Source organism: Mesorhizobium sp. M0618 (assembly GCF_040320765.1).
Lineage (GTDB): Bacteria > Pseudomonadota > Alphaproteobacteria > Rhizobiales > Rhizobiaceae > Mesorhizobium.
The window spans coordinates 228,173-241,092 of sequence record NZ_JAMYQH010000002.1; the positions used below are offsets into that span (position 1 = coordinate 228,173).

The following is a 12,920-nucleotide window of genomic DNA, read 5'->3' on the forward strand; positions in this document are numbered from 1 at the left end:
CCGTGAGGCGTCAGCCCAACGTTCGCGTCCAAGCTTCTCTTCCAGGAGGTGGACGCCATGCCGTCAACAACCGCTATCACTGTATCGCAACTGTCCCGGCTCATCGGTCTGCCGGGCGCGCCTGTCATTATCGATGTTCGCATCGATGACGATTTCGACGCCGACCCGCGCCTGTTGCCGGCTTCGTGCCGGCGCGATTTCAAAACCGTTTCGACCTGGGCGGCCGCATTCGCCGGCAAGCCGGTGGCCGTCGTATGCCAGAAGGGGCAAAAGCTCTCGCAAGGCGTCGTTGCATGGCTGCGCCATGAGGGGATATCAGCCGAATCCCTTGAAAGCGGGTTTGAGGCCTGGCGCGATGCCGGGGGACTTCTGGTCCGCACCGCCAAAATGCCGCCGCGCAATGAAAAGGGCGCCACCGTCTGGGTGACGCGATCGCGCCCGAAGGTCGACCGCATCGCTTGCCCATGGCTGATCCGGCGTTTCCTCGACCCCGACGCGGTGTTCCTGTTTGTCGAGCCCGCTGAAGTATTGGCTGTTGCCGACCGCTTTCAGGCCGTGCCGTTCGACATCGACAATGTGTTCTGGAGCCATCGTGGCGAACGCTGCACCTTCGACACGATGATCGAGGAGTTCGGGTTGGAATCCGAGGCGCTCGATCGCCTCGCCGTAATCGTGCGCGCGGCCGACACCGCAAGCCTCGACTTGGTGCCCCAGGCGGCCGGTTTTCTGGCTGCCTCGCTGGGTCTGTCGCGTATGTACCGCGACGATCTGGAACAACTGGAAGCAGGCATGCTGCTCTACGACGCGTTCTTCCGCTGGTGTCGCGACGCCACCGAAGAAACGCACAACTGGCCCGCTGCGGGTAAGCCGTCATGACCATTCTTGTCCCCGACAACAAGGCGGTGGCCGTCGAGCCGCCGGCTGCGCCGACCTTCGCGGAAGCCACGAAGGTCTGGGCGAGGATCGGATTGCTCAGCTTCGGCGGACCTGCCGGGCAGATCGCGCTGATGCACAAGGAGCTGGTCGAGGACCGGCGCTGGATCGGTGAACAGCGCTTCCTGCATGCGTTGAACTACTGCATGTTGCTGCCTGGCCCGGAAGCCCAGCAACTCGCCATCTATGTCGGCTGGCTGCTGCACAGGACGATCGGCGGCCTTGTCGCCGGCATCCTGTTCGTCGTGCCGGGCGCGCTCGTCATGCTCGCCTTGAGCAGCCTGTACGTCCTCTATGGCGACATGCCGCTCGTCGCGGCGCTATTTTTCGGGGTCAAGGCGGCGGTACTCGCCATCGTCATCGAGGCGGTGATCCGGATCGGGCGACGCGCCCTGAAAAACCCGGTCATGGTGTCAATCGCGGTCGCGGCGTTCATCGCCATCTATGCGTTGAATGTGCCGTTTCCGCTCATCGTCCTTCTCGCTGGCCTGACGGGATGGCTGGGGGATCGCATTGCTCCCGGCCTGTTTTCCGGCTCGGCCCATGGCAAGGACGGTGTTGCCGACTTCAAGGGAGCGGTCGACCTGATGTTCGAGCGTGGCGAACTCGCCCATGTCAAACCGACCAGATGGCATGCACCGCGCACCGTCGCCATCTGGCTGCCGATCTGGCTCGGGCCTGTACTTTTGATCTGGTGGTTCACCGGCTCCGCAAGCGTCTGGACCGAGATAGGCCGGTTCTTCAGCCTGATGGCTGTCGTCACCTTCGGTGGCGCCTATGCGGTCCTCGCCTATGTCGCGCAGGCAGCCGTCCAGTCCTTCGGCTGGCTGGCGCCGGGTGAAATGGTCGACGGTCTTGGACTTGCAGAAACGACGCCGGGTCCGCTCATCCTGGTGTTGCAGTTCGTCGGCTTCATCGCCGCGTTCCGCCATTCCGGCTCGCTGGACCCGTTGCTTGCCGGATCGCTGGGGGCGTTGCTCACCTTGTGGGTGACGTTCACACCCTGCTTCTTCTGGATATTCCTCGGGGCGCCCTACATTGAGGCCTTGCGCGGCAACAAGGCACTGTCGGCCGCACTGGGCGCGATCACCGCCGCCGTTGTCGGGGTGATCATGAATCTGGCCCTATGGTTTGCTTTGCATGTCATTTTCCGTGAGGTGCACGCGACGGGGCTTGGCATGAACGTGCCGGTGTTTTCGTCCATCGACTGGCGTGCGGCCTTGCTATCCGTGGCCGCCATGGTCGCCATCCTGAAGCTGAAAGTCGGCATGCTGCCGACACTCGCGCTATCCGCCCTTGCAGGAGTCTTGCTGGCGGCGGCTGGTTAGACAGCACCGCCTTTGTAATCCGCTTGCCCACCACCTAAGTGGGCTGGAAACGGAAGGAAACATCATGGCCGGACGGCGCTCTTCCCTCGGCTTCCTCGGAATGTTCGGCCGTTCGGGCGACTTGAGGCAGCTCGACGATGCCTTGCGCGGCGCCGATCTGCATCCAGCCCTTGTGCCGGAGGGCGTGAAGCTTACCATCGTCAACCTGATGAAGGATCGCTGGCCCGACGAGCCGCCGCCGGGCACCTATGCGTCGGTGGCGCAATTATGCAGCTATTGCATTGCGGGTCCCGAAACCTTCGAGCAAGCCAATGGCCATGAGCGGACGCTGGAAGCCGAGCGCCGCATCGAGGCGGCGCTTGAAACCGGCGACAGCCTCGACGCGCAGATCGTGCTGATGACGCTGCATGCCAAGCTGATCAACCCCGAAGTCGTCGACCGATACGGGCTCAGCGCGGAATGACGCGAAAGGCAAGATCTGCCTGATTCTCCCAAGGCAGCCGAACCGTTCAGGCCCGGCTGATCTCCTCGAGATACCAGCCGATGTAGCGCAGTTCGTTGTATTCCATCGGCGCGATAGGTCCGGGCACGAAATAGTGCGAGCGCACGCCGCGCGCGGTGTGCTCGATGATCTTCTTGTCTTCGTCGGTGGTGACCTTCCATAGCCAGGTCAGCTTCTCCAGATCGTAATCCTGACCCTCGACCGCGTCGCCGCGCACCAGCCAGATCAGTTCCACCTCGCATGTACCAGCCGTTTTCGGGATGAATCGGTAGATCATGCCGTGATCGGGATAGCAGACGAGAAAGGTCGTACCGCCGAGATGGATGGAGGTGACGCCACCGTCGTAGTCGGTGAAGCGGCCCATCAGCGGCGCGACCGGAGAGCCGTCCTGGCTGCCGCTCGAAACGCCGTCGTAGAGCGCGTAGCGGAAGGTGTGGATTGCTTCCTGACCGGCCGCCGAGTTCTGCCAGCGGTTGGCGCTGCCGATCTCGATGCCGAGCGCGCAGGTGCGCTGCTCCATCGCCGCATTGAGCTGCTCGATCATCTCGGCCGGTTTTTCCAGCGCATGCGTCTGCGAATATTCCGGATGCGCCGGTCCGCAATGGTAACATTCTACATAGTTCTCGACGGCGAGCTTCCAGTTGGCGTCGAGCGGATAGGACTGACGATACGCCACCTTGGCGTCGCCCCAGCCATATTGGCCGCAGCTCGTGCGCAGCGACTGTTCGATCGGATCGAAATCGAGCGGCGTCTCGGCGAAGGAAATGAAAACCAGCCCGGAGGCGACGCGGACATGAAGCTTCTTCAGCCCGTGCGCCGAGCGGTCGAAATCCTTCGGCATCAGGCGGGCAGCGCGCAATGAGCCGTCATTGGAATAGCTCCAGGCGTGGTAGGGGCACACGAACATCTTCGCGTTGCCCTTTTCCTTGGTGCAGACCTCGGCGCCGCGGTGGCGGCAGACATTGAGCATGGCATGCACGGTGCCATCCATGCCGCGTGTCAGGATGACCGCCTCGTCGCCCAGTTTGAACAGCTCGAAATCGCCCGGGTTCGCGATGACGCTGGCATGGGCCAGGCAGTGCCAGTGGCGGCGAAAGACACGTTCCATGTCGCGCTCGAAGATTGCCTGGTCATGATAGAAGGCACGCACCAGGCCGTGACCTGGCCGATGAGATGCCACCAGCCGATCGATCGCGTCGCCGTCTGTGTGGGCTTGCTGGATAGGATGCACACTCATTTGTCGTTCTGCCCGATGGTTGTCCCCAGAGCAATTTCAGGAAAGGTGTGAAGCGGTTTTCCGTCCTGAATTGGCTCCGGGTGGTGGCTGTATGGCTGCACGAACTCGTCTCCGGTCAGCCGCCCATTTGCGTGCGCGGCAGGTGGATCAGGTTGCCGAAGCGGGCACGCAATCTGTCGTCGACTTGTTTTGGCACGTGGCGCGGAAACCGTTCGGCAAGAATGCGTTTCTTCTCGGTGATCGCACGCAGCAATATATCAGGCCGGCCTTTTTCGTTCCATTCCTTCGGCGAGGAACGATCGCCGAGGGCGGGATAGAAGTGCTCGGTCTGCATCAGCTTGAGCGTCTGTTCGTTGTCGAGATAGTGGCCCGGGCCCTTGAGGCAGACCTCGGCGATGCTGTCGATCGACAGGGCCTCGTCAGTCACGTCGATGCCACGCGCGCAGCCCAGGCAATGACCGAGCATGTCGTTGTCGATGACCAGGCTCTCCAGGCAGAAGCCGAGCAGCGAGGCATGCATGCCGGCCGCCTCGTAGACGAGGTTGAGGCCGGAGAGGCCGGCCATCACATTGGTGATACCCTTTTCGTAGCCGGACTGAATATCGGGCAATTTCGAATCCGTCATGCCGGCGGCGGAGCCGCCGGGCAGGTCGTAGAATTGCGCCATCTGGGCACAGGCCGCCGTTGCCACCGACTGCTCGGCCGACCCGCCCGCCATGGCGCCGGTGCGCAGGTCCGACATGAACGGCCAGGCGCCGAAGATCGCCGGATGGCCGGGCTTGAGCGCGTTGACATAGACCAGGCCGGCCAGCACTTCGGCCACTGCCTGCACGACGGCGCCGGCCATCGCCGCGGGTGCCGTGGTGCCGGACTGGCCGGTCGACAGCAGCAGGATCGGGATGCCGCCTTCGACGCAGGCCTCAAGCACGCCGCAGGCATCCTCGGCGAACTTCATTGGCGGCACGACGAATGAGTTGGAGTTGGAAACGAACGGCCGGGCACGGAAATTCTCCTCGCCGCCGGCGATGGCGTACAGCATTTCAAGCGCAGGCTTCACGTTCTCACGCACGGTGAAGGATGTTCCGACGTGCTTCGATGTTCCCATCACACAGGCATAAAGCGTGTTGAAATCCATCTCGAGCGGATCGGCGATGTCGCGCGCCACCATCGGCCGCTGGAAGAAATGGATATTGTCCAGCCCATCGACGATGCGGGCCGCATCATAAATATCCTGCAGCTTGGATTCGCGGTACTCGCGCTTCTCCAGATCCACCAGGTGCACGGCGATGCCTGCCGTGCCGTAGTGCACGCGCTTGCCCTGGACCACCATGTCGTGCCTGGGGTCCTGGCCATGAAGCGTGAAATGTCGTGCCGCCCGCTTGATGGTGTCGAGCACGAGCGCGCGCGGAAAGCGGACACGGCCATCGTCGCCGTGGACCGCCCCCACCTTGGTCAGCACCTTTATGCAGGAAGGAATGGCGTTGGCGAAACCCACCGTCTCCAGAAGCGTCAGCACGCCCTCGTGGATACGCTCGCGGTCATCCCCGCGCAGCGGCCCGTAGCCGCCGCCCTCGATGGCCTTGTGCTGTGGTCTGGTATCCTCCACCAGGGGAGATGATCGCATGGCATGTCCTGTTTCGCGAAGACCGGAGCGCTGCGGACGACGGTTCGCCGGCGTGTCCTGCTGTTCGACAGCCACTGGCATGGAAGCACTCCACCTTCGTCGGCAGGAACACGTGGCGGTTGGTCCACCATCGGCCTGCTTCTTCCCATGACGCCGACTATGCCGCTGGCACTGGCCCATCCTATGGTCCAGCTGGCCCAGTTCCATGTGCCAGAACTAAAATACCGGAGCCGCTGCGAGCGGCTCCGGCACGAGAGATCGACGATGGATCAGGCGGCCGCGGGTCTGCGTCCGGCGGCCGTGGCCAGTTCGCGGATGCCTGGCTCGATGTGCTGCAGTGCGATCGACGAGATGCCCAGCCGCATGAAACGCGAAGGCTTTTCAGTGCGATCGAAGAAACGGTCGCCTGGCTCGATGATGACGCTGCGCGAGGCCGCGGCCTCGGCCAGGCCGCGCGAATCGGTACCGCGCGGCCCTTCGAGCCACAGCGACGTGCCGCCGGCCGAATCGGTCGAGCGCCATTCCGGCAGGAAGGCGGAAATCGCATGGACCAGCCGCTTGCGCCGCTCGTCGAAGGCTGAAGACAGCCGCCGCACCAGCGCCTCGTGGTGGCCGAGCGACAGGAACAGTGCGACGGCGCGCTGATTGTTCGCCGGCGGATGACGCAGCATGAAGCGGCGCAGCGCCCTGAGTTCCGCGATGAGTCCGGCGGACGCCACGATGTAGCCGAGCCGCAGGCCCGGAGCCAGCGTCTTGGACATCGAGCCGACATAGACCACGCGGCCGGAGCGATCGAGGCTCTTCAGTGCCTGTTGCGGTGCCTCGTCGAGAAGCTGGCTGTCATAGCCGTCCTCGATGATGATTTGGTTGTAGCGGTTGGCGCGCGCCAGAAGATCCTGCCGCCGTTCCGCCGACAGCGGCACCATGGTCGGGCAATGATGGCTTGGCGTGACGAAGACGAAGCCGGAATCATTGGGAATAGAAGCGGTTACGATGCCGGACTGGTCGACCGGCACCGGCTGTATCTCCGCGCCCGCAAGGCGGAAGATCGAGCGGGCGTCGGGGTAGCCGGGGTCCTCCATCGCCACCTTGGAGCCTTTGGACATCAGCAGCGTCGCAAGCATGTAGAGCGCGTTCTGGGCGCCCAGCGTGACGATGATCTCGTCGGGATTGGCGAAGATGCCGCGCCGGGGCAGGAGCCGCGCCTGGATTTGCTCGATCAGCAGCGGATCGTCACGGTCGACCATGTCGGACGCCCAGTTGCGGATTTCCAACACCGCCAGCGCCATGCGGTTGCACTCGCGCCATTCGGCGGTCGGGAACAGCGCCGGATCGAACTGGCCGTAGACGAAGGGGTAGGACGACTTGATCCAGTTCTCGTGCTTGGCCGGCGGCGGCATGTCGCTGGCGAAGATCTTGCGGCGTGCCTTCCAGTCGATCTCGTTGGCCTGGTCGGGCGCCTTCTGGTGCGGCTTGGCGGGCGTCGCCAGCACATCGGGATTGACGAAATGGCCACGCCGCTCGCGCGCCACCAGGAAACCCTGGTCGACGAGCTGCTGGAACGCCAGCACCACGGTTCCGCGCGCCACGCCGAGTTTTTCGGCCAGGATCCGGCAGGAAGGAAGCGGCATCGAAGCGGCGATCTGGCGGTCGAGAATGGCGGCTACGATGGCCTGGCGGATCTGCGCCTGAAGGGTTTGGCCGGATTCAGCCGAAATCCGGAACAGGCCGGACCATATCGCCGTGTCGTTTCGCTGTGGCATGGGAGATTTCCTCGATGGCCAGCCTTTTTCGTTTGGCTGGACCAGCCGAACGTAACCGTGGCACAAGGGGTTGCGCCAATCAATTTTTCTGATCGTTGGGATTTATGCCAGTGATCCTTCACGCCATTTTGATGCTGCGCCGCGGCATAGCTGCGTGACTCCGTGCGTCATCGCTGCGCATTGAAACGGGTGGAGTTCGGCCCGATAGATTGTCGCGACGACACGCGCCGGAAACATCCGGTCCGTAATGATGGCTCGAGGTCTCGGAGTTTGGCAGTGGATCAATCGTCCTTTCAAAAACAGCTCGCCGCCTTGCGCGATCACCGCGCGGCAGCGCCCGCCAGCATGCGCCAGGCCTTCGCCGCCGATCCCAAGCGGTTCGTGGAATTCTCCGCCACCGATGGCGATCTGCTGCTCGACTGGTCGAAATGCGCGGTCGATGCGACCGCCATGGAACTGCTGGAAAAGCTCGCCCTGGCCGCCGATCTCGAAGGTCGTCGCGCCGCCATGTTCGCCGGCAAGAAGATCAACGTCACCGAGGACCGTGCCGTGCTGCACACGGCGCTGCGCAACCTGACCGGCAAGGGCGTCACCGTCGATGGCCAGGACGTCAAGGCCGACGTCATCGCCGTGCTCGACGCCATGGGCGCCTTTGCCGATGCCGTGCGCTCGGGCAAGGCGGCCGGCGCCACCGGCAAGAAGATCACCGACATCGTCAACATCGGCATCGGCGGTTCCGATCTCGGCCCGGCCATGGCGACGCTGGCGCTGGCGCCCTATCATGACGGGCCGCGCGCCCACTACGTCTCCAACATCGATGGCGCCCATATCCACGACACGCTGAAGGGGCTGTCCGCCGAGACCACGCTTTTCGTCATCGCTTCCAAGACCTTCACCACCGTCGAGACGATGACCAATGCGCAGACGGCGCGCGATTGGGTGCAGAAGGCGCTCGGCAAGGAAGCGGTCGGCAAGCACTTCGCCGCCGTGTCCACCGCGCTCGATCTGGTCGCCAAGTTCGGCATCGCGCCCGATCGCGTCTTCGGCTTCTGGGACTGGGTCGGCGGCCGCTATTCGCTCTGGGGCGCCATCGGCCTGCCGGTGATGATCGCTGTCGGCCCGCGGAATTTTCGCGCCTTCCTCGACGGCGCGCATGAGATGGACGAGCATTTCCGCACCGCGCCGGTGCAGGAGAACCTGCCGGCGCTGCTTGGATTGGTCGGCTGGTGGCATCGCGTGATCTGCGGTTACCCGGCGCGCGCCGTCATCCCTTACGACCAGCGCCTGTCCAGGCTGCCGGCATATCTGCAGCAGCTCGACATGGAATCGAACGGCAAGAGCGTCACCCTCGAAGGCACAGAGGTGACGACGCCGACCGGACCGCTGGTCTGGGGTGAGCCCGGCACCAACGGCCAGCATGCCTTCTTCCAGCTGCTGCACCAGGGCACCGATTTCATCCCGGTCGAGTTCCTCGCCGCCGCCGTCGGCCACGAGCCCGATCTCAAGCATCAGCACGATCTGCTGCTCGCCAACTGCCTGGCGCAGTCGGAAGCGCTGATGAAGGGCCGCACGCTGGACGAAGCCCGCGCCCAGATGCTGGCCAAGGGCATGAAGCCGGCCGAGGTCGACAAGATAGCCCCGCACCGCGTCTTCTCCGGCAATCGCCCCTCGGTCACCATCCTCTACCGCAAACTCGACCCGCGAACCTTCGGCCGGCTGATCGCGCTCTACGAGCACCGCGTCTTCGTCGAGGGCACGCTGTTCAACATCAACTCCTTCGACCAGTGGGGCGTCGAACTCGGCAAGGAACTGGCCACCGGCCTTCTGCCTGTCGTGGAGGGCAAGGAAAGTGCCGCCAAGCGGGACGCATCGACCGCTGGCCTCGTGGGATTCATCCACCATTTGCGTGGCTCGGAGTGAAAAGCTTGGCAGACATCAAGGGAATATTGTTCGACAAGGACGGCACGCTTGTCGACTTCAACGCCACCTGGCTCGGCGTTGCCGACTTCATGGCCATGGATGCGTCCGAAGGCGATCGCTGGAAAGCCGACAGGCTGCTGGCCGCCGCCGGCTTCGATTTCGCCAACAAGCGCTTTAAGCCTGACTCGATATTTGCCTCCGGCACCAATCTCGACGTCGTCGAATTGTGGTTTCCGCGCCTGTCCAACGAGGACCAGATGCTGGCGGTCGCCCGCTTCAACGAGATCACCTCGGTGCAAGGCTCGGCGATGGCCGTGGCGCTGCCGGGCATCGTCGACACGCTGACGGCACTGCACAGGAAGTCCTACCGGCTTGGCGTCGCCACCAACGATTCGACCAGCGGCGCGGAAAAGACGCTTGTCACGCTCGGCGTCGCCCAATTGTTCGACGCGGCCTATGGCTACGACGCGGTGGCCAATCCGAAGCCGGCGCCCGACACCATCCTGGCCTTCAGCGATCTCACTGGGCTGAAGCCGGCGGAGATCGCCATGGTCGGCGACAACCGCCATGATCTCGAAATGGCGCGGGCCGGCGGCTGCGGGCTGGCGGTCGGCGTGCTCTCCGGCACCGGCACCCGCGAATCGCTGGCCGGGATTGCCGACATTGTTCTTGATTCGGTTGCCGATCTGCCCGACTTCCTCTCGGCACGGGTCAAGGAGACGATCTGACCGGGCTAGGCTCGGCAAATCAACTTGGACTTTCCCGCCAACGGCTGAGATTGGTGGAAAGCGGTCGCACCGGTTGTAAATAGTTAACAGCAGCTAAGCGAAAAAAGCGGACTCTTGGGTCTGTGCGCCCCATCGCGGGCGTTGAAACTTTTGTCTGATCAATCCACACTGAGCCATACTCCACGACGAGGACAACCATGACACTATCGGTTTCCGCTCCGAAGTATTTTTCAGACGCGCCGGATTTTGAGTACCTATGCCGCCAATGCGGCGTGGGCTTTCTTGTACCGGATCAGGACACGTTCAAATCAACAGAGCCTGCATACTCACGGAGCGCTCATTCGCATGAGGCGTGGGACCCTGACTGGATTACTTACCGCTTCACCGTCACATGTGTCTGCACGAAGAAGGATTGCGGCGAGTTGGCTTTTGTGTCGGGAGCCGGATCTGTCGATCAAAGATATGGCGATGACGGGCAGCCTGAATATTACGATCACTTCTCTATTAGGTCATTTTTTCCAGCCCCACGGTTATGTCATATCCCAGCAGACACACCCGCGAAAGTAGCGGAATGTCTGGAAAAGAGCTTTTCACTATACTGGGTCGATACCGCTGCGGCGGCAAACGCGTTGCGAGCAAGCCTTGAGGCATTGCTGGACGAACTCAAAATTCCAAGTCACAAAAAGAACGGCAAAGGCGAAACCGTTTATATCGCCCTACATACCAGGTTGGAATCATGGTCGGCATCGGACAAGGACCATGCTGAGCTTTGCTTTGCGCTTAAGGAAGTTGGAAATCTCGGATCGCATGGCGATTCGGTGAAACCACAACATTACTTTGGTTCCTTGGAAATATACTCTCATGTTTTAAAAGAGCTGTTCGAGAATAACGCGAAGAAAATGAAAGATCTGGCGCAAAGCATTCGCGACGAGATCAAGGCGAAGAAACCCTGACATGCACGACAAGCGATATTCCGTCTTTATCAGCTCGACCTTTGAGGACCTCAAGGCCGAACGGCAGGCGGTTCAGGATGTGGTGATCAGCGCAGGTGATTTTCCTGTACAGATGGAGTCTTTCCCTGCCGCCGACGAGGATCAGTTTGAGTTTATTAAGGCGCTAATAGACAAGTGCGATTATTATGTGCTGATCGTCGCGGGTCGCTATGGAACCCCCGCCGAAGACGGCTTGAGCTACACCGAAAAGGAATATTGCTATGCGGTATCCAAGGGCATTCCGATTCTGGTGATGCTGCACGGCGATCGGGGCAGCATTTCGGCAAAGAAGAGTGAAGGTTCGGTGGAGGGCAAAAAGCGCCTAGATGCATTCGTTGCGGCAGTTGAAACAAACCGCCTACGGAAGACTTGGATAACCGCAGATGGCCTAAAGCTCGCTGTCCGCGAGGCACTGGAACATGCCAAGGCAACGAAACCGGCCGTGGGCTGGGTACGGGGTGACGCCGTTGCCAGTATGGAAGCTCTGGAAGAGCTAAACGAAGTCCGCAAAGAAAACGTCAAGTTTCGTGATGCAATTGGCAGTTTGGAAATAGCACTTGCGCTACCCCCGATCCCGGCGGCGGACGATCCAATTACTATTGATCTTTTGCCGAATACCCGCGGGCGGGGTTACGGCTCTCCGTACGGCAGCACTGCATCCGTTCACACCACATGGATTTCCACTTTTCCTATATTTTTCAACAACCTTCAATGGAGTACGAGTGACTGGAACAACGAATACTCCTATTACATCGAGGATGACGAATCTTGTGTTGAAATAGGGTCTGCCATCGCAGGTGTGGTGGAGTCGGTTGATACCTCAAAGGCGTTCAAAATCAGCAAATCGACGTTGGACCGCCTCATGAGCTATTATATCGAAGCCGGACTAATGAACGCGGTAGGGGCGGAACAGGCGTTCACCGAGACAGCGCGGAGGGTGGCTAGGCGTCACAGTATAGCGGGCGGCAGCCCGTTTGCATTCAAGGTATTTAGAGGAAAGATCGCGGTGACCCCCACGGCGTCGGACTTGAGCGACGAAATACCCTTCTAGCTGCCCCGCGTCGGGCTACGGCAGCTACGGGCTGGTCATTTCGGAAGCGTCGCGCTGGCGACCGCAATGGGGTCGAACTCGGTCATTCCGAGTGACTGGGTTTTGATCTCAGCGACAGCGGTCAACCGCTTCAAAGGAAAACACCCCGCTCGGTTTAGTCGCGACACCCTTCGCGTCGCCGAAATCCGGCACCTGGTACTCGGCGAGCAACCGCAGCCGTGACAGCGGCAGATCGGTGCGACGGGGATCGCCGACCAGAACCTCGATGCCGGCGGCCAGGCAGCGGTCGAGAAATGGAGTAACGCGTAAGGCAACCTCATGGCCGTAAAAAACATCGCCTGCGAGCACAAGGTCGACGGCCGGTGGCGGGCCAGTGGTGATATCCTTGTCGACAACGGTGATCGTGACGCCGTTGGCGGCGGCATTGAGGCCGATCGCTGCAACGCCGTTACGGTCGATCTCGGCCGCAAGCACCGCGCGGGCGCCAGCCTTGGCGGCGGCGATACCGACGAGGCCTGAACCGGCGCCGAGGTCGAGCACGCGCTGCCCGGCTACCGTCTGCGGTCGGTCGAGTATGAAGCGGGCAAGCACCGCGCCGCCGGCCCAGGCATAGGCCCAGTAGGGCGGCTGCGCTTCGGGCACGTCCTCGTCGGCCTCGATGCTGTCTTCCGGCTCGACGCCATGGTCACGCCACTCGGCCAGCCGCCTGAGACCGCTTGCAGGATGGGCCGTGTAGAGCAGGATTTGGGGAAGTGCCGGAACAGGCACAAGGCGCATATTCGCTTTGATGAACGTGGCCGCGTCGGGACGTCGGCCATCGTCCGCGAACCCGCCATTGCCAG

Annotated in this window: 11 protein-coding genes; 7 read left to right on the plus strand and 4 right to left on the minus strand. The window is 62.1% G+C overall.

Annotated features, from left to right (window positions below):
* Nucleotides 1–57 precede the first annotated feature (57 nt).
* From NKJ04_RS03205 to NKJ04_RS03215, 3 genes are all read left to right on the plus strand, one after another.
* Nucleotides 58–876, plus strand: coding sequence for a chromate resistance protein ChrB domain-containing protein (locus tag NKJ04_RS03205; RefSeq protein WP_127290063.1), 819 nt, complete (start codon nucleotides 58–60; stop codon nucleotides 874–876).
* The gene (chrA, locus tag NKJ04_RS03210) at nucleotides 873–2,261 is read left to right on the plus strand and encodes a chromate efflux transporter (RefSeq protein ID WP_352673491.1); all 1,389 of its coding nucleotides are present in this window, start codon (nucleotides 873–875) and stop codon (nucleotides 2,259–2,261) included. The genes NKJ04_RS03205 and chrA overlap by 4 nt, the downstream gene beginning before the upstream one ends.
* A 64-nt stretch (nucleotides 2,262–2,325) precedes the next feature.
* Nucleotides 2,326–2,724, plus strand: coding sequence for a hypothetical protein (locus NKJ04_RS03215; RefSeq protein ID WP_352673493.1), 399 nt, complete (start codon nucleotides 2,326–2,328; stop codon nucleotides 2,722–2,724).
* Nucleotides 2,725–2,770: 46 nt separating this feature from the next.
* Here NKJ04_RS03215 and NKJ04_RS03220 read toward each other — a convergent pair whose 3' ends face one another.
* From NKJ04_RS03220 to pdxR, 3 genes are all read right to left on the minus strand, one after another.
* Nucleotides 2,771–4,000, minus strand: a complete 1,230-nt coding sequence (locus tag NKJ04_RS03220) for an aromatic ring-hydroxylating oxygenase subunit alpha (protein WP_352673495.1) — start codon at nucleotides 3,998–4,000, stop codon at nucleotides 2,771–2,773.
* 115 nt (nucleotides 4,001–4,115) lie between these two features.
* Nucleotides 4,116–5,705: a trimethylamine methyltransferase family protein gene (locus NKJ04_RS03225; protein WP_128287521.1), complete on the minus strand. Its 1,590-nt coding sequence runs from the start codon at nucleotides 5,703–5,705 to the stop codon at nucleotides 4,116–4,118.
* A 188-nt stretch (nucleotides 5,706–5,893) separates the two neighbouring features.
* On the minus strand, nucleotides 5,894–7,387 hold the full coding sequence (gene pdxR / locus NKJ04_RS03230) for a MocR-like pyridoxine biosynthesis transcription factor PdxR (RefSeq protein WP_023811490.1): 1,494 nt from the start codon (nucleotides 7,385–7,387) through the stop codon (nucleotides 5,894–5,896).
* Between the two features lie 270 nt (nucleotides 7,388–7,657).
* Here pdxR and pgi point away from each other — a divergent pair, with 270 nt between their 5' ends.
* The 4 genes from pgi (at nucleotide 7,658) to NKJ04_RS03250 (ending at nucleotide 12,078) form a co-directional block, all read left to right on the plus strand.
* Nucleotides 7,658–9,307, plus strand: coding sequence for a glucose-6-phosphate isomerase (gene pgi, locus NKJ04_RS03235; protein WP_502897884.1), 1,650 nt, complete (start codon nucleotides 7,658–7,660; stop codon nucleotides 9,305–9,307).
* A 5-nt stretch (nucleotides 9,308–9,312) separates the two neighbouring features.
* A complete protein-coding gene (locus NKJ04_RS03240; RefSeq protein ID WP_352551039.1) occupies nucleotides 9,313–10,035 on the plus strand; it encodes an HAD family hydrolase in 723 nt (240 codons plus the stop codon).
* Between the two features lie 197 nt (nucleotides 10,036–10,232).
* Complete coding sequence (locus NKJ04_RS03245) at nucleotides 10,233–10,988, plus strand: DUF8608 domain-containing protein (protein WP_352673499.1); 756 nt, start codon at nucleotides 10,233–10,235, stop codon at nucleotides 10,986–10,988.
* Nucleotide 10,989: 1 nt separating this feature from the next.
* Nucleotides 10,990–12,078, plus strand: a complete 1,089-nt coding sequence (locus NKJ04_RS03250; RefSeq protein ID WP_352673501.1) for a DUF4062 domain-containing protein — start codon at nucleotides 10,990–10,992, stop codon at nucleotides 12,076–12,078.
* Between the two features lie 108 nt (nucleotides 12,079–12,186).
* Here NKJ04_RS03250 and NKJ04_RS03255 read toward each other — a convergent pair whose 3' ends face one another.
* Entirely contained in the window at nucleotides 12,187–12,855 is a 669-nt protein-coding gene (locus tag NKJ04_RS03255) for a class I SAM-dependent methyltransferase (protein ID WP_352673503.1), read from the minus strand.
* Between the last annotated feature and the right edge of the window lie 65 nt (nucleotides 12,856–12,920).

What these genes read in the sequence shown, in the direction of transcription:
- NKJ04_RS03255 (WP_352673503.1), bottom strand. Translation starts at nt 12,855, where the DNA reads ATGCGCCTTGTGCCTGTTCCGGCACTTCCCCAAATCCTGCTCTACACG.
- NKJ04_RS03250 (WP_352673501.1), top strand. Translation starts at nt 10,990, where the DNA reads ATGCACGACAAGCGATATTCCGTCTTTATCAGCTCGACCTTTGAGGAC.
- NKJ04_RS03220 (WP_352673495.1), bottom strand. Translation starts at nt 4,000, where the DNA reads ATGAGTGTGCATCCTATCCAGCAAGCCCACACAGACGGCGACGCGATC.
- chrA (WP_352673491.1), top strand. Translation starts at nt 873, where the DNA reads ATGACCATTCTTGTCCCCGACAACAAGGCGGTGGCCGTCGAGCCGCCG.
- NKJ04_RS03225 (WP_128287521.1), bottom strand. Translation starts at nt 5,705, where the DNA reads ATGCCAGTGGCTGTCGAACAGCAGGACACGCCGGCGAACCGTCGTCCG.
- NKJ04_RS03215 (WP_352673493.1), top strand. Translation starts at nt 2,326, where the DNA reads ATGGCCGGACGGCGCTCTTCCCTCGGCTTCCTCGGAATGTTCGGCCGT.
- pdxR (WP_023811490.1), bottom strand. Translation starts at nt 7,387, where the DNA reads ATGCCACAGCGAAACGACACGGCGATATGGTCCGGCCTGTTCCGGATT.
- NKJ04_RS03245 (WP_352673499.1), top strand. Translation starts at nt 10,233, where the DNA reads ATGACACTATCGGTTTCCGCTCCGAAGTATTTTTCAGACGCGCCGGAT.
- NKJ04_RS03205 (WP_127290063.1), top strand. Translation starts at nt 58, where the DNA reads ATGCCGTCAACAACCGCTATCACTGTATCGCAACTGTCCCGGCTCATC.